Here is a 20,923-nt window from a genome sequence, read left to right on the forward strand (position 1 = left end):
AAGGTGACGAGGTCGCCGACGGCCGGGCGACGGGTGTTCGAGGAGACCGCGGGAGGCGTACGCGGCATCTCGTCGACGTGTGACCATGCGGGTCCTGCCCGCTGTGCGGGGGAATGCGGTCAGGCCCAGGGGCTGCCCGGCGTGAAGGAACTGTCGGCGCGGAACGTGGCGTTGTCCTGGAACGTGTCGAGACGCAGCTCGTAGTTGTAGTGGCGGATGTAGCGGCCCGGGTAGTTGTACGACTCCAGGCCGACGGAGCCGGTGACCGAGCCCTGCCGGGCGCAGTAGGTGGCGTCCTTGTTGAAGGACGTCGTGCCGTTGCTCGCGTCGAAGCGGATGCGGAAGTCCTTGTGGCGCAGATAGCGGCCGGAGGAGTCACGGAACGAGTAGCAGCTTCCGTCGGCCAGGCCGGGGACGACGGTGAAGGTGGCGCTCTGCTTGACCGCCGTGGTGCTGGAGGACGTCACCGGGTCGAGGTAGCCGAGGCTGTCCGACCGCACGACGGCTGAGCGGCCGGGGAAGTTGACGGACCGGAGCGAGCGCGTGGTTTCCGTCGGCAGGGTGACGCCACCGGAGACCGGGTCGATGCTGGTCAGGGTGGGGACGACCTTCTTGATCAGACCGCCGGCGTCGAACTCCAGCTTGTCGATGGTGGTTTCGCGGTGAGTGCCGTCACCGCCGGGGATGGCGAAGCGGTGATAGGCGATGTACCAGTCGTCCGTGCCCGGCACCTGGACCACGGAGTGATGGCCGGTGCCCTTGATGCCCAGCGAGAGGTCCTTCTCCAGGATCACGCTCTGCTTGGTCCACGGGCCGGTGGGCGAGGGACCGGTGGCGTAGTCGACGCGGTAGTTCTCGTCCCGGGTGTCGTTCTCCGACCACATGAGGTAGTAGACGCCCTTGCGCTTGATGACGAAGGAACCCTCGTTGTAGCCGCTCGGGGTGATCTCGGCGACCTTCGAGGGGTCGAAGGAGACCATGTCGTCGTTCAGCGGGACCACGTAGGCGTGACCGTTCCCCCAGTAGAGATACGACTGGCCGTCGTCGTCGGTGAAGACGTCCGGGTCGATCATCTGGCCGGCGTGGGCGCCGCGGGCGATCAGCGGCTTGCCCAGGGGGTCCGTGAACGGGCCGGTGGGCGAGTCGGAGACGGCGACACCGATGTTCGTGTCGGCGGAGTAGTAGAAGTAGTACTTCCCGTTCTTCGCGGTCATCGTCGGCGCCCAGGCACGGCTGTTGGTCCAGCTGATGTCAGGGCCGAGGTCCAGGATGACGCCGCGGTCCGTCCAGTGGACCAGGTCCTTGGACGAGTAGGCCTTGAACTGCGTACCGCTCCAGTTCGCGAAGCCGTCGGAGGTCGGGTAGATGTAGTACGTGTCGCCGAACCGGACGATGTTCGGGTCGGCGGTGAACCCCGGCAGCACCGGGCTCTTCATGACCTGCGCCGCGACCGTCCAGGTGCGCCTGGCGCCGTCGGAGCCGGTCACCTCGTACGTCACTGGGTGGGTGAAGTCGCGCGGGGCGCCGGAGGCCGGGCTGATGGAGGCGCCCTGGGCGAGGGTGAACTGCGGGGCGAGCGCGGTGAGGTCCGTGCCCTCCTTCATCGGCAGCGTGATCTTGCTGTCGGCGTCGTCGATGATGGCGGCGATCTTCAGCGACGGGTGGGTGACCGCGGTGATGCCCGTGGTGCTTCCGCTGATGGCGAAGACCTCGCTGGGCGTGAGCGCGCGGTTGTAGACGCGGAAGTCGCGCATCTTGCCCTTGAAGAGCTTGTCACCGCTGTAGAGCGACTTGCCGATGTAGTCGGCCGTGGTGATGCCGGACCCGATGGAACCGGGGGTCGTGGTGACCGACGTGTTCCGGGCCACCTCCACGCCGTCCTGGTAGAGGACGCCCGTCGTGCCGGTCTGGGTGTAGGTGACGTGCTTCCAGACCGAGCGCGGCAGCGAGGCGGACGTCTTGGTGTTCTGCTCGGTGGAGAAGTTCCCGGAGGCGATGGCGGTCCGCAGCGAGTCGCCGGTGGCGAACAGGTATCCGTTGCCGGCGCCATTGCTGGTGTTGCCGAAGCCGTAGAGGAAGTACGGCGTGGCCTGGGCGGCGTCGATCTGCACGTCCGTCGAGACCGTGATCGAGTTCATGCCGCTCATGATGTTGTCCGGCACCTTGATGTAGGTGTCGGAGCCGTTGAACGTGAGCCCCTCCCCGGAACCCGACCAGCCCGCGGTGCCGTTGACGGTTCCGTTGCGGCCGTTGCCCGAGGAGTCCACCGCCGTGGTGCCCGAGGCTGCGTCGAGTTTGTACCAGAGAGCCAGGCCGTCGGTGATTTCCGCCGCCTGGGCCGGGGCTGACGGACCGGCGACGCCCACAAGGAGCGAAGCAGCGGCCGCCATGGCCAGAACGCCGGCCCGGATTCTCCGGTGGCCCTGAGGTCTCACGCTGTGCATCGGTTCACATCCCGTGATGAAGACATGCCTGAGGAGGGGGCTCAAGACCTCGGCCGAGGTGCTGATGTGCCGCCCGTATGACAATCGCGCTGCGTGAGTGTTAATTGAGCCGTGAGTCAACGTCAATACTTTTCGAACAGTGTCCGACAAGTCGAACAATGTCTTTCGGCTCGGGCACCCGGCTTTTCGCGCGATGCAGCAGGGCTGACGGCATGACCGGGAGGACACCGGCGCCTCCTCGTCGACCTGACCCGACGTCACGCGAGTTCCGGAGCAGGGCCGTTCGGTGTCAGGTCCAGGGCGCCACGAGGACGAAGGAGCGGCTGGCCCGGTACGCGGCCGTGTTCTCGGAAGGGTCGAGCCACAGCTGGAGGTTCTCCCGGTGACGGAGGTAGCGGCCTGGGTAGTTGTACGCCTCCAGGGAGGCCGAGCCGGCCGTGGCACCGGAACGGGGGCAGAAGGTGGCGTCCTTCCGGAAGATGGCGGATCCGTCGTCGGTGTCCAGGCGGATACGGAAGGCGTAGTGCCGCAGATACCTGCCCGTGGCGTCCCTGAGTGAGTAGCAGCGGGGGTCGGCCAGGCCGGTGACGAAGGTGAACGTGGCCGCCCGCCGGGTGGCCGCGGAACTGGTGGCGCCGACCGGGCCCAGGATGCCGAGTCGGCCGGACTGGCTCACGTAGTCGCCGGGGTTGTCGACCGACCGCAGGGCATGCCGCCCCGAAAACCGCGCCTCAGCCGTCGTCGCCGGGGCTGTCGGCGTCGGCGTCGGTGTCGGCGTCGGTGTCGGTGTCCGTGAGGGGGACGTTCTCGGGGACGGCGGCACGGACGAGGCGGCGGGCGACAGCGGGGCCGCGACCGCGGGCCGCGGGGCCGGCTCGTGCGATCCCGTGACGGCGTACCAGGCCACTCCGGCAGCCGCGAGCATGACGGCACCTGCGGCTGCCGTCGCCGCGGGCTTGGCGGCCAGCCTGCCGATCGTCCGCGCCGTACGGCTCGCGCCGCTCGCCGTCCGCGTGCCCGCGCCGACGGTCGCCCCGGCCGAGTCCGCCCCCAGCGCCCTGGCCAGTGCCAGGCCGGCCAGGCCGACCGGCACCGGCACCAGCGCGAGGTCGGCCAGCAGCCCCTCCGCCGGTGTCAGGTCGGACGAGCTCAACAGGCACTGCGGACAGTCGCGGACATGGCGTGCCAGCCGCTTGCGCCACAGCCCGGACGGCCGCCCGTCCCACGAGGCGAGCACGGCGGCCAGGTCCGGGCAGCGCGGCGAGGCCGTCACGGCTCGTACGACGGTGCGCGCCGTCTCCAGCCGTTCCTTGACCCGCTGGATTCTGACCGCGGCATGCTGCGGTGTGAGGCCGCAGGCCGTCGAGAGCTCGCCGCGGGTCAGTTCACCGGCGCTCTCCATCCACCACAGCGCGAGTACCTCGCGTTCCTCTTCCTCCAGCCAGCGGGTCGCCTCCACCGCTTCGCGCCGCTGGCCCGACAGCGCGAGCCGAAGAATCGCCAGATCGGAGAAGTCGGCCTGCGGGTCTGGTTCGTGGGCGTTCCCCTCCAGGGGTTCCGCAGTGAGCCAGGGGCGCCCTTTGCGCCACCGGTCACGGATCTGTCGCACGGTGATGGCGACGAGCCAGGACCGGAACCGATCCGGTTGCTCCAGTCCGGGCAGCCCGTCCAGGACCCGCATCATCGTCTCCTGGACCACGTCGTCGACATCGCTGTGCCCGTCCAGCGCCCGCCCGACGATGTTGTAGACCAACGGCAGACAGTCCCGTATCAGCTGTTCCGAGGCCTGCCGGTCTCCGGCCCGCGCCGCCATGACGACGGCGACGTCCGGCCGTTCTTGCGAGTCCTGCGAGCGCACCCCGCCCCACCTGTCCCGTCGCCTTGCCGATGTGCCGAGGGCGACAGTGTGTCAGGAGCAAATCCGGAGGATTTCCGTGGGTCGCTTCTCAGGTGCCGCCCCACGTCTTCGTCCCGTTCCGTGTTTTCCGTTATGCACGACGCGCCGGTGCGTCTCCTGTGCGTACGGCCCCTGCGGACGACCCCATCCCGAGGACAACGGAGGCAACGCTGATTCTCTTGACTCCCGCCCCTTGACACCTGTTCTTACCGCCCTCTAACTTTTCGCCGAGTTTACGAACAACGTCCGGCATTCCGAACGAAGTGTGCGGCCCTCCGGAGTCATCCGACCCACCTCCGCTTCCACTCCGCGGCGCGAGACAAGGATGTTTCTGTCATGAGCATCACTCCCGCATCCGTCGGTGTGGAACAGCTCGTCCGCCGGCTCCAGTAGGTGCGCGACAACCCGCTTCCACTCCGCCCCGGCACCCGCAGGAAGACAGGAAACGCACATGTCAAGGGTTCTCACCCGGCTCGCGGCGATATTGGTCGCCGTCGGCCTCTTCTTCACCTCCCAATCACTGACGACACCCCAGGAAGCCGCCGCCGCCGACCCCGGCTACCTGATGGTGCACTTCACCGGGGAGGGGTCGACCAACCAGCAGATGTACCTGTCGCACAGCACCGACGGCGTGCACTGGAACGACCTCAACGGCGGCGGGATGGTCCTGCGCTCCCCGGTCGGCACGAAGGGCGTGCGCGACCCCGCGTTCGTGAGATCCCCTGACGGCAGCAAGTACTGGATCATCGCGACCGACCTGTGCATCAGCTGCGGGCAGGACTGGAACGCCGCCATCAACAACGGCAGCCGCAACCTGGTGGTGTGGGAGTCGACCGACCTGGTCACGTGGTCGCAGCCGTGGCTGCTGAACGTCGCCGGCGCCATCCCCGACGGGCGCAACGCGTGGGCGCCGGAGGCGATCTGGGACCCGGCCAGCAACGACTACGTCCTGTACTGGGCGACGAACGTGCCCCTCAACGGCAAGACGAAGCACCGCATCTTCTACTCCCACACCAGCGACTTCCGCTCTGTCACCGCCCCGCAGACCTACATCGAGCGCCCCGGCGCCCAGGAAATCATCGACACGCAGATCATCGAGATGCCCGCCGGAGTGGGTAACTACCGCTACGTGCGGGCCTCCGGTGACGGTCAGATCACCCTCGAGGGCAGCAACTCGATCCTCGGGACGTGGACCAACCTCGGTGACCTCTCCGGCGTCGGTTTGACCGGGGCGATGGTCGAGGGCCCGATGTGGATGAAGTTCAACGGCACCAACAAGTGGGCGCTCTACCTCGACCAGTACGCCTCCGGCGGCGGTTACATGCCGGTCCTGACGACCGACCCGTCCAATCCCGCCTCCTACCAGAAGCAGGCGTCGGGAAGCTACAACATGGGCGGCACGAAGAAGCGCCACGGCTGGATCATGAACCTGACGGCCGCCGAGGAGAGCCGCGTGCTCGCCCGCTGGCCCAACACCCCGGCCCAGCGCCTGCAGTCGTTCAACTTCCAGGACCGGTACGTGCGGCACACCGCCGACATGGACGTGCGCATCGACCCCACCGTGAGCCCCGCCGACGACGCCCAGTTCCGGATACGGCCCGGCCTGGCGGGCACCGGCACCGTCTCCTTCGAGTCGGTGAACATGCCCGGGTACTTCCTGCGCCACGCCAACTACGACTTCCAGCTGGTCCACAACGACGGGACCGCCCAGTTCGCCGCGGACGCCACCTTCCGCAAGGTCGCCGGCCTCGCCGACCCCACCTGGTCCTCGTTCCAGTCGTACAACTTCCCCGACCGCTACATCCGCCACTACGCCTACGAGCTGCGCCTCGACCCGATCACCACGACGACAGCCCGCGGCGACGCCACCTTCCGCGTGACCAGCTGACCCGACACCGACCAGGATGCCGGCGCCTCTCGGAGAGCGCCGGCATCGCCCTCCTCTGCCTCCGCATGCCCATGCGGGCCGGCCGAATCTGTTGAGGGAGTCGACGGACGGCACTGGAACGCAGGGCTCGGACGTCTGCGCGCGAACGCGGTCGGCACCCTGGGCATCAGACCGCCTCGGTCACCGTCATCCAGCGCCACTGGGTGAACTGCTCCAGGTTGGCGGTGCCGCCGACGCGGGAGCCGTTGCCCGATGCTCCCATCCCGCCGAAGGGGGCGTTCGCGGCGTCCTTGGCGGAGACGTCGTTGAGGTGCACCATGCCGGTGCGCAACTGCTCGGCGATGACCGCGGCCCTCGACGTCGAACCGGAGTGCACAGCCGCCGTCAGGCCGTATTCGGTGTCGTTGGCGATCTCGACGGCCTCATGGTCGGTACGGAACGCGACGACGGGAGCGACCGGCCCGAAGATCTCCTCGGTGAAGGCGGGCATGGTCCGCTCGACGCGGTCCAGAACGGTGGGCGGGTAGAACAGCCCGTCGCGGCGTCCGCCCGCCAGCACCCGTGCGCCGGCGGCCACGCTCTCGTCCACGATGCGTGCGATCCTCGCGGCCTGGCGCTCGCTGATCACAGGACCGAGGGCCACGCCCTCCTCGCGCGGGTCGCCGACCCGCAGCTCATCGGCCTGCCTGATCAGCGCCTCCGTGTAGGGCTCCACGATGTCGGCGTGCACCAGATGACGTCCGGCGGCGACGCAGGCCTGCCCCTGGTAGCCGAAGGAGCTCATCGCCCCGGCTGCCGCGGCGGAGTCGATGTCCGCGTCTGCGAGCACGACGATCGAGTTCTTGCCGCCCAGTTCCAGGGCCACCCGCTTGAGCCCGTCGCCCGCGGCGCGGGCGACCGCCCGTCCCGCCTCGGTGGAGCCGGTGAAAACGACCATGGCGACGTGGGGATCGGCCACGACCGCCTCACCGGTGCCGGGGCCTCCGGGCAGGACGTGGAGCAGCCCCTCGGGCAGTCCGGCCTCCTCGAACAGCCGCGCCACGACGACACCGCCGGACACCGGTGTGTGGGGATCGGGCTTGAGCAGAACGGCGTTACCCAGCACGAGTGCGGGCGCCAGGGCCCGCATGGCGAACAGCAGGGGGGCGTTCCATGGGTTGATGACGCCGACCACCCCCAGGGGTACCCGCCATGCGTAACTGGTCTGGAAGGGTGCCGACGGGCTCAGGATCTCGCCGCGGGGCAGCGACGCGAGGCCGGCGGCCTGCGCAAGCTGGCTGAGTCCGGCCGCGATCTCGTAGTCGCCCTTCGCCGGGACGCCTCCGGACTCCCTGACGATCCACTGCCGAATCGCCCCATGGTTGTCGCGCAGTGCCCGGGCGGCGCGGAGCAGGACCTCGGCGCGCTCCTGGGGCGCCGTCCCGGCCCAGGCCCGCTGGGCTCGGGCGGCCAGGGTCCCGGCCCGGGCGACATCCGCGGGCGCTGCCACACCCACCTCAGCCAGCCGCTCCCCCGTGGCGGGTTCGTTCACCGGCTGAACACCGCCCTCGGAAGGCCGCCAACCGCCGCTGTAGATCTTCCCGGTCCATTCGGCCGCGTCCGGCCACGTCCCCTGGTCGGTGACAGTCATGGCACGACCCTCCAGCCCCGATGCATCGGTTTCCCTTTTGCATTTATGTCCTTATTGAGGATATATGTCCGACCATCTCCCCTAGGTTGCTCGTGGCCGAGCCGGGACGCACGGTGGAAAGACCGAAGTGAGGGCGGATGAACGCGATGACGGGTTCTGACACCGCCGGCGACGACCGGGCGGCGTGGCGGCCGGACGACCCCATCGACGAGTCGGCCACGGCCGGAGCCGGCGTGGACTCGAACGGCATTGTGACCGGGTGGAGCGAGGGAGCACAGCGGCTGCTCGGATACCGGTCGACGGAGGTCATCGGCCGGCCCGCGGCATCATTGCTCGCAGGGGAGCCGCCCGCCGAGGCGCTTCGTTCCCTGAAAACGCTGCCGAGGTGGAACGGGACGGCGACTCTCCTGCACCGGGACGGCCACCACCTCGCAGTGAACCTGCTGGCCCACCGCCGGGAGCCCGACGGCGAGGAGAAAGGAGGCGGCGACTGGCTCCTGGTCTCCCCCCTGGCCCGGTCGGCGTCGCCGCTCCACGACGACGCGCTGGTGATGTGGGCGTTCACGCGGTCCCCGCTCACGACGGCGCTCTACGACACCGGCCTGCGGCTGCGGCGGGCGAACGCGGACATGGAGCGGGTGATCGGTCTGCCCGAAGCGGCGATGCGGGGGCTGCGCATATCGGAGATCGTGGTCGACCCGGAGAGCGACCGGACGGAACAGTGCATGCGGCGGGCGCTGGAGACCGGCGAACAGCAGCATCTGCAGCCGTCCCTACGCCTGACGGGCCATGAGAGCGAGAGCGTCTGGACGACGTTGCTCACCCCCGTGCGGGACGCCGAGGGAACGATACGGGGGGTGCTCCTTACCGCGTACGACATGACCGAGGAGCACCTGGCCCGAGGGCGCCTGGCCCTGCTCAACGAGGCCAGCATCCGCATCGGCAGCACCCTGGACCTCGCCCGGACCGCGCAGGAACTCGCCGATGTGGCCATCCCGCAGCTCGCGGACTTCGTCACCGTCGACCTGCTTCCCGCCATCGAGGGCGGCGACGACCCGCGCGCCGGCTCGCCACCCAGCCCCGTCATGCTGCGCCGTGTCGCCTACCAGTCCGTCCTTGAGGGTTGCCCCGAGGTCGTGGTGGAGCGCGGGACAGTGGCCGCGTACCCGGACGATTCGACTGCGGCCAGGTGCCTGACCACCGGCCGACCGCTGATCGAGAACGTGACGGCTTCCGCGATGCACCGGGTGGCGAGCCAGACCCCGGACCGGGCCGAGCGGATGCGACGCTACGGCTTCCACTCCGTGCTGGCCGTGCCGATGCGCGCCCGCGGCATCACCCTCGGCGTGGCCACGTTCTCCCGCCACCGGCACCCGGAACCCTTCGCGCAGGACGACCTGCTCCTGGGCGAGGAGATCACCGCCAGGGCCGCCGTCTGCATCGACAACGCCCGCCGCTACGGCCGCGAGCGCCGCACCTCCCTCACTCTTCAGAGCAGTCTCCTGCCGCAGCGGCTGCCCCCGCAGGCCGCCGTTGACGTCGCCTCCCGCTACCTCCCCGCCAGCGCGCAAGCCGGCGTCGGCGGCGACTGGTTCGACGTGATCCCGCTGTCCGGCGCCCGGGTCGCGCTCGTCGTCGGCGACATCGTCGGCCACGGCGTCCAGGCCTCGGCCGCCATGGGACGACTGCGTACCGCCGTGCGCACCCTTGCCGATGTCGACCTTCCGCCCGACGAGCTGCTGACCCACCTGGACGACATGGTGATCCACCTGTCCGCCGAGGCCGAAAGCGCGGCCGGCATCGTCGGCGACATCGGCGCGACCTGCCTGTACGCCGTCTACGACCCGGTCTCCCGGCGCTGCGCCATGGCTCGCGCGGGCCACCCCGTACCCGCGCTGGCAACCCCGGACGGCGCCGTCGTGTTCCCCGACGTACCTGCGGGCCCGCCCCTGGGGCTGGGCGGCCTGCCCTTCGAAGTCACCGAGATCGAGCTGGCCGAAGGAAGCATCCTCGCGCTGTACACCGACGGCCTCATCGAGGCCCGCGGCCGCGACATCGACGAAGGTCTCGACGCACTGCGCAAGGTGCTGGCCCGGCCGGCTCCGTCCTTGGAGAGCACCTGCGACACCGTGCTCCAGACGCTTCTCCCGGACCACCCCGCCGATGACGTGGCGCTGTTGATAGCCCGCACCCGTGCCCTGGACGCGGCCCATGTCGCCACCTGGGACGTGCCGCCCGATCCCTCAGCGGTCGCCGAGACCCGTAAGAACGCCACCCGGCAGCTGGCCGCCTGGGGCCTGGAAGAGGCCGCCTTCGTCACCGAACTGGTTGTCAGCGAACTCGTCACCAACGCCATCCGTTACGGCGGCGCCCCCATTCAGCTCCGTCTCATCCGCGACCGCAACCTCATCTGCGAAGTCTCCGACGCCAGCAACACCAGCCCCCATCTGCGCCGCGCGCGCACCTTCGACGAAGGCGGCCGCGGCCTGCTCCTCGTCGCTCAGCTCACCCAGGGCTGGGGCACTCGCCAGACGTACACCGGCAAGACGATCTGGGCCGAACAGGCCCTCTCCCCGCTCATCCCTTGACCGCGGAGCCGGCGACGCCTTGGACGAACCAGCGTTGGAAGAACACGAAGACGATCAGGACGGGCAGGACCAGCAGGACCAGCAGGACCAGCAGGACACCGAAGGCGAGGATCTGGCCCCAGTCCGGGGGCTGTTGGCCCTGGAAGACGCTCCCGGGGCTGCGGAGGTCTTGCTTTGAGCTGTTGGTGACGCGCTCCGTCCGCGATCCGGCGGCCTTCGGCGCACTCATTGACGCATGGACGTGCGAACCCGTCTACGCCGGTTCGGTGAACTGGTCGAACACCATCACGGCAGCGCGGGTGGCGAGAGACCAGCGGTCCTCTCCTTCCGGGTCCTCCAGATTGGGGTGTCCGGCGATCCAGCGCATGTGGAAGCCGTCGAGAAGAGCGGCGATGGTGGTGGCGAGGTGTTCGACCTTGTAAGGCGTGCGCATACGCAGCCCGTAGGCGCCCAGCAGCGCCTGGTACGCCTCGCAGGCGACCTCGGTGAACGACTCGCCGTAGTGCCCCAGGGCATCGCGGACGCGTGGGTTGGCGGCACTGGCGTAGAAGCCGAGCAGCACGCGGTAGATCGGGTCCACGCGGTGGTTCTCGTGGTTGTCCGTCAGGACGTCGTTGAGAGCCTCCTGCCAGGTCGTGCCGCTGTCGACCGCCTCCTTGAAACGGCGGATGCTCTCCGACAGCCCCGGGACCAGTTCGGCCTGTCGGCTGGTGAGGTGGAAGAGGAGATCTGCCTGGAAGTCGGCCTGCGCAGGCCAGATCTGGTAGATGGAGCCGGTCGTGATCGCCGGTGCCCACTCCGTCCGGCAGCCCGGCCTCCCGCAGCACGTCGGCGACCAGCAACCCACAGGCGATTGGCGCGTCCTCGCTCGCCTTGACGACGACCGTGTTGCCCGCGGCCAGCGGCGCCGCCACGGCGCGCACGCCCAGGATGACCGGCGCGTTCCAGGGCGCGAACGCCGCCACCACGCCCAGCGGTTCCCGTACCGCCAGGCCCAGCGCGCCCTGCTATGAGGCTGGTGCCGTGCACGCCGTACTCGCCGTCCAGCACGAGGGAGGCGGGGACGAGCGTCCCGGAACCGGTGGCGATCGCCTCGATCAGGCGGGCAGTGCCCAGGCCCGTGGTCCAGGTGGAGGTGCGGCCCGAGTCGAGGGCCACGTGCTTGGAGTACCAGGTGTCCACGTACTCCTCGGGCGCCCTGCGCTGCTCGTCGGTGAGCACGACGGGCTCCCCGCCGACCGTGACATGAGTCCTTTGAGGATCTCGGCGACCCTTGTCGACCATTGCTCGTCTTGTCCATTTTCCCAGGTCAGACGAGGTTTGGCGCCTCAATCCTTCTCGACCCTTGTCAGTCTTTTCCGATCCTTGTGTCCAACCTGCGTCCCGAAGGCGTCCCGGATGGGGATTTCAGCTGCCGCAGCGTCCGTCCCTGCAGTTGACAGACGGGCTCCGAAACTGCGAGCAGCGGGTTCCCCTTCCAACGCGCAAAGGCCCCGCCCTCGATTGCCGCGAGGGGAACCTCAGTTGCCGAAGGTACCCGCACTTGGCGAATCAAGAAGTGGGGCGAACCATCCACTCTCCGCTGGAGTCCCAGTCCCCATTCGCGGTACCACCGGCTGAGGTTCGGCATCACATCCGAGGTGCCGGTGGCTCACCCCACCGGTCGGCGGCCGGGAAGATTACGAAGCCGGACCGCTCGAAGCCGATCACGCCTGGTATCCCAGGTCGCCGGAGACCGCCGCGATCATAGCCGCTCGGGTCGACACGCCGAGCTTGGCAAAGATCCGGCGCAAATGGGTCGAGACAGTGTAGAGGCTGATGTCGAGAACCGTGGCAATGGTCTTGTTCGTGTGCCCTGCTCCGACCAGCCTGACGATCTCCGCCTCACGCGGACTCAGACGCTGCGCGGGTCCGCACCGGTGTTCGGAGGCCGGGAGTTGGGTGAGCACGCACCGAAACTCCCCCACCTGAACATCCAGGACTGTTTGCCGGCCCCCTTCCTCCGTTCGGTGCAGGGCGACACCGCTCCGTGCCAGTTCCAGTACAAGCTTCCGCACGAGCGAGTCAAGCTCAGGTTGGAGCACCTCCGCACCCCGTCGCCCCACGGTGGCAGTCGTACAGCTCCCGACACTGCGCGGCCTTCCTGCCGCCTGGATCAGCTCGGTGGTGGTGTCGGTCATCGGGCCTCCAGTCTGGTTCCCCCCCTGCGATGTCCGTGCCCTTTTTAACCGACCCCGTGTCACGCCGCACGGGTGGGACGAGTCGGCCACCGAACGGGGTAGCACGAAAGCAGTACGGAGAAAGCGTGACTACCGGGGCCCCCGGACCCGATGTGCACTCTATGTAGCACTTCGACTACATGGAGGCACCAATATGGCCCGGTACCACAACGGCACTGCGCACCCGGAGGACGAGGAGTTCCTCGGCGAGGCAATGTCCGGCATCGGCTTGCCGGGCGAGGGTGAGGAGGAACTCACCCACCTTCACGAGGGCGAGGAGGAGTACGAGTACGAGGACGAGGACGAGCTGGAAGACTTCTACGAGGGCGAATTCGAGGACGAACTCGAGGCCCTCATGGAGGAGGAGACCGAGGACGAGGGCGAGGACGAGGAGTTCCTCGGCGACCTGGTCCGCGCGGCGACCGGCATGCTCGGCGAGGGCGAAGAAGAGACCGAGTACGAGTGGGAGGACGAGGGCGAGGAGTTCTTCGGGAAGATCGGCGGATTCCTGCGCAAGGCCGCACCTCTGCTGAAGACCATCGCCAAGACAGCCGGACCGCTGATCGCCACGGCCGTGGGCGGACCTGCCGCGGGACTCGCCGCCCGTGCCATCACCTCTCAGCTGGAAGGCGAGACGGAGGACGAGGGCGAGTACGAGATCGCCCACCGCGAAGCGGCCGGCCGTACCCTGACGTCCGGCCAGGCGGCGGCTGAACTCATGGCCGCTCAGGCTGCGGCAATGGCCTCCGAGGCCGAGGCCGAGGCCCTCATCGGCGCGGCCGCCGTACGCGCGCTGTCACCCCGTGACCGCGCGGCCCTGGAGGCGCTGGTCCCGTCCATGGTCCGCGGAGCCGCGGTGCTCACCCGGCTGCTCTACGGCTCCCGTGGCACCAGGCCCTTCATTCGAGTCGTGCCGACCGTGGTGGACGGCACAGCCCGTAGCCTTCTGCGCCAGGCCCGCCGCGGCGGCACCGTCACACCCACTACCGCGGCACGGACCATGGCCGTCCATGCACACCGGGTACTCGGCAACACCCGTCGCTGCCGTCAAGCACTACACCGCAACCGGCGCGGCATCGGCAGGCTCCGCCGGTATACGCCCGGCCAGGGCCCCCGCCCGTACGGCCGTGACGCGAGCCGAGTCACCCGCGGCGTACCGGTGCGCAGTCGCACATACCCAGCCTCGTACGGCGGCTCCCCGACCCGCCGGGGTGTCACGACGATGCGCCTGGTGACCCCGGTGCGGGTGCCCGGCACCGGTGGCCGCCCCAGCCGACTGGTCCGCGTCGTGACCGACGTCCGGGTACCGCGCGGCGCGGTCCCGGCACGGCGCACCGCCACCGTGGTCCGCGGCCCGCGCAGCACGCCACGGTCGTCGTACTCGTACTGACGGTGCTCCGTGCCTTCGCATGGTATCGACCCGAGAGGAGCTTCATGAGCGCGAACAGATATCCAGCCGTGGAGGGGGAGACGGAGTTCGAGGACGAGCTCGAAGCAGAGTTCGCCCACGAGTTCGAAGGAGAGTGGGAGGAGGAGGGCGACGGGGCAGGGGAGCTCGAGCTCGAAGAAGAGTGGGAATCCGAGACCGAATCCGGAGGGTGGGGCGCGCAATCAGCCGGGCGTGAGTTCGACTTCGAGGCTGAGGCGGAAGCAGAGGCGGAAGGCGAGCTCGAGGGCTTCGTCAACCCGATACGTCGGATCTATCCCGATGCCGAGCTGATGGCCCATCTCGGACGCGCCGCGAGTGCGGCCGAGAGCGAGGCGGAGGCGGAGGCATTCGTCGGCGCGCTGGTGCCGCTCGCCGCGAAGATCATTCCACGCGCGGCCCAGCTGGTCGGACGAGTCACCCCCCAGCTCATCCGGGGAGCCACAAGGGTTACCCGACAACTGCGGCGAGACCCCTCGACCCGCAAACTGGTCGAAGCCGTGCCGGTGATCCTGCAGCGCACCGCCCAGAGCATCGCCGACCAAGTGGAGAACGGCCGCCCGCTCACCGGCGACATGGCGCTGCGCACCTTGGGACGCATGACGACCCGTGTCCTCGCCACCCCGGCCTCGCGCAGCCGTGCCCAGCACGCGATCCGGATCTTCGACGAACGCAGGCACCACCGCATCCGCCGTAACTCGGGGCCGACCACCGCCGCCCCACCAGTGGTCAACCGGAGCGCTAACCAGAGGTGCCGCTGTGTCTGTGGTTAAGCACCTCCACCCGCCCGCCGTGCTCGTCCCCACGCGTCAGCGACGCAGGATCGGAGCCGGAGCCTCGCAGGGCGCTGCCGTGCCCGGTCCCGGGCCGGACCGGGCACGCCCACCACGCGACGCCTTGCGTCCGTGGGTGCTCAGCCAGGCCGGTAACGTCGAGCGCCACTTCGAGGCGCTGCGTCCCTTCACCCGCGAGGAATTCGGTACCGGCGACGAGGCCCCCAGCCCAGGCCACATCCACGCGGTGAACGACCTGCTGGCTCAACTGCGCCGCCCCCTGGCCACCGTCACCGAGGCAGTGCGCATGGCCGCCGAGGCAGCCGCCGACGAGCCCACCACCGCCCGCCTTCACGAACTGCTGACACTGAAATCCAAGGCTCACGACTGGGTGCGGGCCACCGAGAAGATCTGGGACTTCTACCTGGAACTGTTCGGACAGCGGCAGTCTCGTTACGCCGAGTGGCTGCTGGGCTGCGACCGCATCGCTCTGGACTGCTACCAGTACGCCTACCTTGGGCTGGGCACGGCCCGGTCAATCCCGGCCCCGCCGCCGTTCAGTTATATGCGCACCGGATTCTCCCCCGCGACCTACCGGCGGGGTATCCCTCTGCGCAGGCTCGGCCGCAGACTCAATCCGTTTCCGCTGGTCCAACTCCCCTACCACCGTCTGGTGAACCCCTGGACACTCGGAGCGGTGCTGCACGAGATCAGCCACAACCTCCAGAACGACCTAGGCTTGCAGAACGTGGTCCCCCGTGAGATCGCGGCACAGCTGACCGCAGCGGGCTGTCCACACCAGGTCGCGGAGACCTGGACCCGCTGGAACCGTGAGGTCTACGCCGACCTGTCCGGGTTGCTGCTCGGCGGGCCCGAGTTCGTCGGCTCCCTCTTCGACGTGGTCGGCCGATCGCCGGAGCTGTCCCTCGGGTATGTCCCGGGCGGCGTCCACCCCACGCCCTACCTGCGCGGCTTCCTCGCCACCCACATGCTGAAGCGCATGGGCTTCAGCACTCGCGCCAGGGAGTACGAGCGGATGTGGCGGCGCCTCTACCCGGACACTCGCGGCTCGGACATCCCCGCCCCACTGCTGCGCACGGCCACCACCGCCGTCCCAGTGGTGGTGAACGCCGTGTGTCACACACCCTTCCCCTCTCTGGGCGGGCGAACGCTATCAGCCGTGCTGCGCTTCGAGCCGAAGGAGCAGACGATGGTGGAAGAGGCCGCCGGCCGACTGGCCCGTGGTGTGGACCCCGGCGTGGTGCCGGAGCGGTTCCTCATCGGGGCGGTCCGGTTCGCTGCGGATCATCGGATGGCGGGCCACGAAAAGCTGATGCGGAACTTCTTCGGCGAACTGGCGAGGCGGTGACGCCATGAACTTGTCCCGGAAAACGAATGCCCTCGGCGGCATGGCGCACCGCCGCAGTCACGAGGAACTGGGCTTGTTCGGGGCCCCGCCCCGACCGGGCGACGCAAGGTGCACCGAACCGTCGCGGGCCGCTGACGCGGAGCTGCTGCAATGCATGGCGGAGCCGGGGGACGTGCCGCGTGAGAACACGGCTCTGAGCTACTGAGGAGGCCGAAATGGCACCGCACGAACTTGAAGAGACATCGGATCAGCACGACCAGCGAATCTCTGTCGTGGAGTCCGAGTCCCCGTTTCCCGTACTCACGCAGGAGTTCACCCCGGCCCTCGCCGCAAGCCGTGCCGACAGTGACCCAGGACGGCTCGTCGCTCAGACGATCAGCGAGGTGCTCGGCTGGCGTACCCGGGGCCAGGACGCCGACGGCTTCATGGCCGCGCTCGCGGGCAGCTTCGACATCAACCGGGTCGAGGGGCACAACGAGGTGCGGTGGACGCCGCGCGGCTACTCGGCCCAGGCCGACCTCGGTCTGGTGACCGGCGGACAAGCGTCCCTGGCCGCCCGCGCGCAAACCGTGGTCAGGGACGCACTCCCGCTTCTCGACTCGTTGGTGCCGCTGCGTGTGGATCCCGATCTTCAGGACGCAGAGGCGTTCCGAGCTCTCGTACGGCACTGCCTGGAGGAGGTGCTCACCGAACTGCGGTCTCCCGTGGTCCGGCCCGAACGGGTCGACTTGCTCTTCGACCAGCTGACGGGTGGTTCCCACCAGGCCACCCGTCCCGACCTGGTGGCCGGGCACCTCGGAGCACTACGCGAGCAGTTCGGTCTGACCAGGGAGAACGTCAACACCATCGACGAGGAGCGCATCCAGACAAGCTTCTTCACCCTCGCCGACTGGGTGCTCTCACTGGAGTCCAGCTGGCTTCAGCAGCGGGGCGAGATCTCTCTCGCCGACGGCGGCCGTGGCTTCCTGGGAACAACCCTGGTCCGGCTGTCCCAGGAACTCGCCGTGGTGGCCGGCCAGGTCGAGGCGGTATGGGCTTCGCTGGACTCCGTGTTCATCGGCGCCGCAGAGCGCCAGACCATCAGGATCGGCAGAAACCGCTCCCTCACCCTGCAGGGAGTCCTCGACTGGATCCACGCTCTGGCCGTCGACGAGATTCCCAAAATGATCCAGAGTGGCGGTAAGGACGCCGTCGAACACGCCGTCACCCCGTTCCTGGGCAAGGTGCAGAGGGTGCTCGCGGAGGACCTACTGAGCATGGTCCGGACGTCGGTGGGCACCATCGTGCTCTCGCAGCGCGGCGAGTTGCCTCCGGGCCTCTACTCGGCGCGGGTCCAGCTGTCGTTCTACGAGTTGTTCAACCAGGTGCAGCAGGCACGCCGGACGGCCCTGCGTGTGCACCGCACCTTCCAGGTCGCCATCAGCAAGGTCCACCCCTTCGTGTTGCGCGACAGCGCCAGCTTCTCCCTCACCGTATTCGGTTCGGGACTTCGGCCGGACAAGCACACAGGCGTACTCCTCGGGCCGGACGGCGTGGTCATCGTCGCCGAACCGCAGCAGAAGGCGGCTAAGGAGAACGACGGCGGCGTCACCTCACGGCTCGACCTCACCTTCGACAGAAGCTGTGGCGAGGACGGTCCTTGGGAACTGGCCATCGTGCGCGAATGTGACGTCCATAGGCCGAGGGACGAACATGATCATCCTCGGCTCAACGCGACGGACGTTCTGGACTTCACCCACGTCTTCGTGAATAGGAGCGGCCAGCTGCCCGCACGTCCCTCGGGCACCGACGGGCACACGCCCTCCGAGCCCCATGGGCACAAAGGCGCCTGAACCGCGCCCCGCCCCACCACCCGATCGCCCCCACTCCCCACACCGTGTGCCCGGGAAGGAGAACCCCCGATGGCCACCGAGCAGCAGTACCGCGATCTCTACGATCGAGTCGCCGCCCTGCGTCAGCAGGTCGCCGGCCGGCTCGGCTCAGAACTCACCGTCAACCCCCAACTCGGCGACGCAGTCGTCAAACAGCTCGACGATCTTCTCGAGAGCGTCCAGAAGGCAGACCGTGCCAGACCCGCGCCACCCGACGGAGGCCTGGCCGAGTTGGCAGGTCTTGGTCCGCAGGCCGCACAGGAACTGGGCGCGACCCGGATGCCGGCCGGAGTCGAGGCGTACGACGAGACGGTCGCCTCCGAGCGGATCCTCGCCGTCGGCGACCTCTACTACTGCTACCAGCACGAACGCGTAGGCGTGTTCCGGGTCGTGCAGAAACTTCAGGAGCTGTTCCAGGGCGGCGCGCTGCGACTCTCCGACGGCCCCGGCGCGTTCGGACTGTACAAGTTCGACCGGCGTGACGTCCTGCGCTACACCCGTCAGGACCGGCTGGCAGCGTACCGGCGCATCCTGGGCTACGGCCGCGGCACCGGAGCTGCGGGCGCGCGTCCGAACACCGACTTCCACAAGCTGTTCACCCACTTCAACAACCAGGTGGCCCTCTTCTGGCGAGACAAGCGCATCTCGGACGTGATCCGAATGCGTGCCTACGACCCGAGCTTCGGCAGCATCGCGATCGTCCGCCGAGCCGGCCTCGATCTGCGCAACAACCTGAAGTTCACGTCGTACGGCCACCTCAACGTCCTGCGCGTAGAGGTCATGCAGTTGCTCGACGAGGCTTTCCGGATCCTCGGAGCCGACGACGTGAAAAAGCTGTTCGGCGCGGACAACGCCTGGGACGTAGTGGACGAAGTCCTGATCCGCTACTTCGACCAGCGGCTGGTCACCTCCCCGCGCCAGCGAATGGCGGTCACCGGCCAGAAGGTGATGCGGTGGCTCGCCGCCCCGCACATCCTGGAGGCGACGCGGGCCGAGTTCGAGACGCTGCTTCTGGATATCGCCGAGGACGCGGAGGAATGGATCACCTCGGCACAGTCACTGGGCCTTGCGGAACGAACCGAAACCGAGCGGGTCCTGCCCTGGGACCGGCACCGCCCGGTGGGCGTAGCCATGAGTCGGCCGACCCCGCGGCGGGATGTCCGACCTGCCTACAGCCGCCGCGGCGGTCTGGGCACCTATCGCGGCGGCAACCCGGTGGACGGGCGCTCCCGCAGCGGTCTCCCCGGATGATCCCGCCCGCAATACTCGTCCCGTACGGGGCCAGCCCTCGCCGTCCGACACGGTCGTCCTCCGTCCTGCGCCGACCGCGCCCGCCCGTACCGCCTGACCTGAGCACCGCTCGGACGGCCCGGCCGTCTGCGCTGGACGCCGCGTTCCGGTACGCCCGTCAGCACAGGGGCCGGTTCCTGCGCGAGCTGGGCGAGCTGGCCGCCATCCCCAGTGTCAGCTCCCGGCACGAGAACCGGCAGGACGTCGTACGGGCCGCTTGCTGGCTGGTGCGGCGGCTGCGCCGGGCCGGCTTGGAGGGCGCGCGGCTCGTACCGACGCCCGGTCATCCGGTGGTAACCGCTGCGTGGGGCTGGTCACCGAGCCGTCCCACTCTGCTGATCTACGGACACTACGATGTGCAGCCGGCTGATCCCGTCTCCTCATGGAACAGTCCTCCGTTTCGGCCGACCCAGACCGGCGGACTGGTGGTCGGCAGGGGAGTGTCGGACGACAAGGGACAGCTCCTCACCCATGTTGCCGCCGTCGAGAGCTGGCTCGCGACGGCCGGACGGCTGCCAGTGAACGTCAGAGTGGTCCTGGACGGCGAGGAAGAGGTGGGGAGCCCACATCTCAAGGCGTTCCTCGAGCGGCACTGGCCCGAACTGTGCCCAGACGCCATGGTGTTGAGCGACACCCGGATGCGGGACGCCCGCACCCCAGCCCTGGTCGTATCCTTGCGCGGCGCACTCGACCTGCGTTTGGTCGTCACCGGGGCACCAGAACCTGTGCACTCGGGGACCTTCGGCGGCGCGCTGGCCGACCCCGCCCGCGAGCTCTGCCGTCTCCTCTCGGGACTGTATGACGCCGACGGCAGCCCGATCCCGGCTCTGCGGCTCGGCGCACCGAATTCGCTCATCGCCGCGCCTCATCCCGCCGCCCCCGTCTCCGCCCTCACAGATGCCGAGTTGCTCGGCCTGGCCAGGGCCGAACGCCCGGGCCGCGGAACCGTTGAGCCTGGCTGGACTGCGCACGAACGCGCGACGATCCGGCCCGCATGTGTCGTCACGGGGATACACGTGGGCTATATGGGCACCGGGCGGCTGAACGCCGTACCTGCCAGGGCCACGGCCCGCCTGAATGTACGGCTGGCCCCGCGCCAGGATCCTGGGGCGGTCGAGGCGGCGCTGCTACGGCACCTCCGGTCTTCCGCAAGAGGTGGAGTAACCGTCCACATGCGGCGTCTGTCCGCCGTGTCCCCCGCCGAACTTCCCACGAATGGCCCTGCCGTAGAGGCCGCCGTCGCCGCCTGCCGCAGGGGGTTCGGCCGTGCCCCCGTACTCATGCGATCGGGCGGCACCATCCCGCTCGTCTCTGATCTGAGCAGCCGCGGGCTGCCTGTCGTCCTGATGGGATTCGCCCTCCCTGACGACCGGATGCACGCGCCGAACGAACGTCTGGCAGTAACTTCCTTCACGAACGGCACTCGTACAGCCATCGCGTTCCTACACGAACTGGCACACCGCATGGCGAGTACCCCAGCATGCGCGGACGGTGCCGACACCATGCACGGCCCACGCAGAGGCTGATG

The 20,923-nt window shown here is 68.9% G+C and carries 14 protein-coding genes and 2 pseudogenes; 8 read left to right on the plus strand and 8 right to left on the minus strand.

The window, feature by feature from the left end:
* Window positions 1-119: 119 nt before the first annotated feature.
* From ACYUED_RS13640 to ACYUED_RS13650, 3 genes and pseudogenes are all read right to left on the minus strand, one after another.
* A complete protein-coding gene (locus tag ACYUED_RS13640) occupies window positions 120-596 on the minus strand; it encodes an AbfB domain-containing protein (protein ID WP_491294248.1) in 477 nt (158 codons plus the stop codon).
* A pseudogene (locus ACYUED_RS13645) lies at window positions 573-2,393 on the minus strand (family 43 glycosylhydrolase); the annotation flags it as partial. The pseudogene ACYUED_RS13645 and the gene ACYUED_RS13640, both read right to left, overlap by 24 nt.
* 340 nt (window positions 2,394-2,733) lie before the next feature.
* Complete coding sequence (locus tag ACYUED_RS13650; protein WP_491292549.1) at window positions 2,734-4,302, minus strand: sigma-70 family RNA polymerase sigma factor; 1,569 nt, start codon at window positions 4,300-4,302, stop codon at window positions 2,734-2,736.
* A gap of 490 nt (window positions 4,303-4,792) precedes the next feature.
* Here ACYUED_RS13650 and ACYUED_RS13655 point away from each other — a divergent pair, with 490 nt between their 5' ends.
* Window positions 4,793-6,229, plus strand: coding sequence for a glycoside hydrolase family 43 protein (locus ACYUED_RS13655; RefSeq protein WP_491292550.1), 1,437 nt, complete (start codon window positions 4,793-4,795; stop codon window positions 6,227-6,229).
* 166 nt (window positions 6,230-6,395) lie between these two features.
* Here the strand turns inward: ACYUED_RS13655 and ACYUED_RS13660 are convergent, their stop codons facing one another.
* Window positions 6,396-7,859, minus strand: coding sequence for a benzaldehyde dehydrogenase (locus ACYUED_RS13660; RefSeq protein ID WP_491292551.1), 1,464 nt, complete (start codon window positions 7,857-7,859; stop codon window positions 6,396-6,398).
* Window positions 7,860-7,996: 137 nt separating this feature from the next.
* On the opposite strand from ACYUED_RS13660, the gene ACYUED_RS13665 reads away from it, so the two are divergent.
* A complete protein-coding gene (locus ACYUED_RS13665; protein ID WP_491292552.1) occupies window positions 7,997-10,447 on the plus strand; it encodes a SpoIIE family protein phosphatase in 2,451 nt (816 codons plus the stop codon).
* Here ACYUED_RS13665 and ACYUED_RS13670 read toward each other — a convergent pair.
* From ACYUED_RS13670 to ACYUED_RS13685, 4 genes and pseudogenes are all read right to left on the minus strand, one after another.
* A complete protein-coding gene (locus tag ACYUED_RS13670) occupies window positions 10,437-10,676 on the minus strand; it encodes a hypothetical protein (RefSeq protein ID WP_491292553.1) in 240 nt (79 codons plus the stop codon). The genes ACYUED_RS13665 and ACYUED_RS13670 overlap by 11 nt on opposite strands.
* 24 nt (window positions 10,677-10,700) lie before the next feature.
* Complete coding sequence (locus tag ACYUED_RS13675) at window positions 10,701-11,294, minus strand: hypothetical protein (RefSeq protein ID WP_491292554.1); 594 nt, start codon at window positions 11,292-11,294, stop codon at window positions 10,701-10,703.
* Window positions 11,242-11,454, minus strand: a pseudogene (locus ACYUED_RS13680) (aldehyde dehydrogenase family protein); the annotation flags it as partial. The gene ACYUED_RS13675 and the pseudogene ACYUED_RS13680, both read right to left, overlap by 53 nt.
* Window positions 11,455-12,153: 699 nt before the next feature.
* Complete coding sequence (locus tag ACYUED_RS13685) at window positions 12,154-12,627, minus strand: helix-turn-helix transcriptional regulator (protein ID WP_491292555.1); 474 nt, start codon at window positions 12,625-12,627, stop codon at window positions 12,154-12,156.
* A 193-nt stretch (window positions 12,628-12,820) separates the two neighbouring features.
* Here ACYUED_RS13685 and ACYUED_RS13690 point away from each other — a divergent pair, with 193 nt between their 5' ends.
* The 6 genes from ACYUED_RS13690 (at window position 12,821) to ACYUED_RS13715 (ending at window position 20,921) form a co-directional block, all read left to right on the plus strand.
* Complete coding sequence (locus ACYUED_RS13690) at window positions 12,821-14,056, plus strand: hypothetical protein (RefSeq protein WP_491292556.1); 1,236 nt, start codon at window positions 12,821-12,823, stop codon at window positions 14,054-14,056.
* 44 nt (window positions 14,057-14,100) lie between these two features.
* Window positions 14,101-14,865 carry a hypothetical protein gene (locus ACYUED_RS13695; protein ID WP_491292557.1) on the plus strand — a complete coding sequence of 255 codons (765 nt, stop codon included), beginning with the start codon at window positions 14,101-14,103 and terminating at the stop codon, window positions 14,863-14,865.
* Window positions 14,852-16,234 carry a hypothetical protein gene (locus tag ACYUED_RS13700; RefSeq protein WP_491292558.1) on the plus strand — a complete coding sequence of 461 codons (1,383 nt, stop codon included), beginning with the start codon at window positions 14,852-14,854 and terminating at the stop codon, window positions 16,232-16,234. The genes ACYUED_RS13695 and ACYUED_RS13700 overlap by 14 nt, the downstream gene beginning before the upstream one ends.
* Before the next feature lie 215 nt (window positions 16,235-16,449).
* The gene (locus ACYUED_RS13705) at window positions 16,450-18,066 is read left to right on the plus strand and encodes a hypothetical protein (RefSeq protein ID WP_491292559.1); all 1,617 of its coding nucleotides are present in this window, start codon (window positions 16,450-16,452) and stop codon (window positions 18,064-18,066) included.
* A gap of 69 nt (window positions 18,067-18,135) precedes the next feature.
* The gene (locus ACYUED_RS13710) at window positions 18,136-19,356 is read left to right on the plus strand and encodes a hypothetical protein (protein ID WP_491292560.1); all 1,221 of its coding nucleotides are present in this window, start codon (window positions 18,136-18,138) and stop codon (window positions 19,354-19,356) included.
* Window positions 19,353-20,921: a M20/M25/M40 family metallo-hydrolase gene (locus ACYUED_RS13715; RefSeq protein ID WP_491292561.1), complete on the plus strand. Its 1,569-nt coding sequence runs from the start codon at window positions 19,353-19,355 to the stop codon at window positions 20,919-20,921. The genes ACYUED_RS13710 and ACYUED_RS13715 overlap by 4 nt, the downstream gene beginning before the upstream one ends.
* Window positions 20,922-20,923 lie beyond the last annotated feature (2 nt).

It is taken from the genome of Streptomyces sp. DF42 (assembly GCF_058267695.1).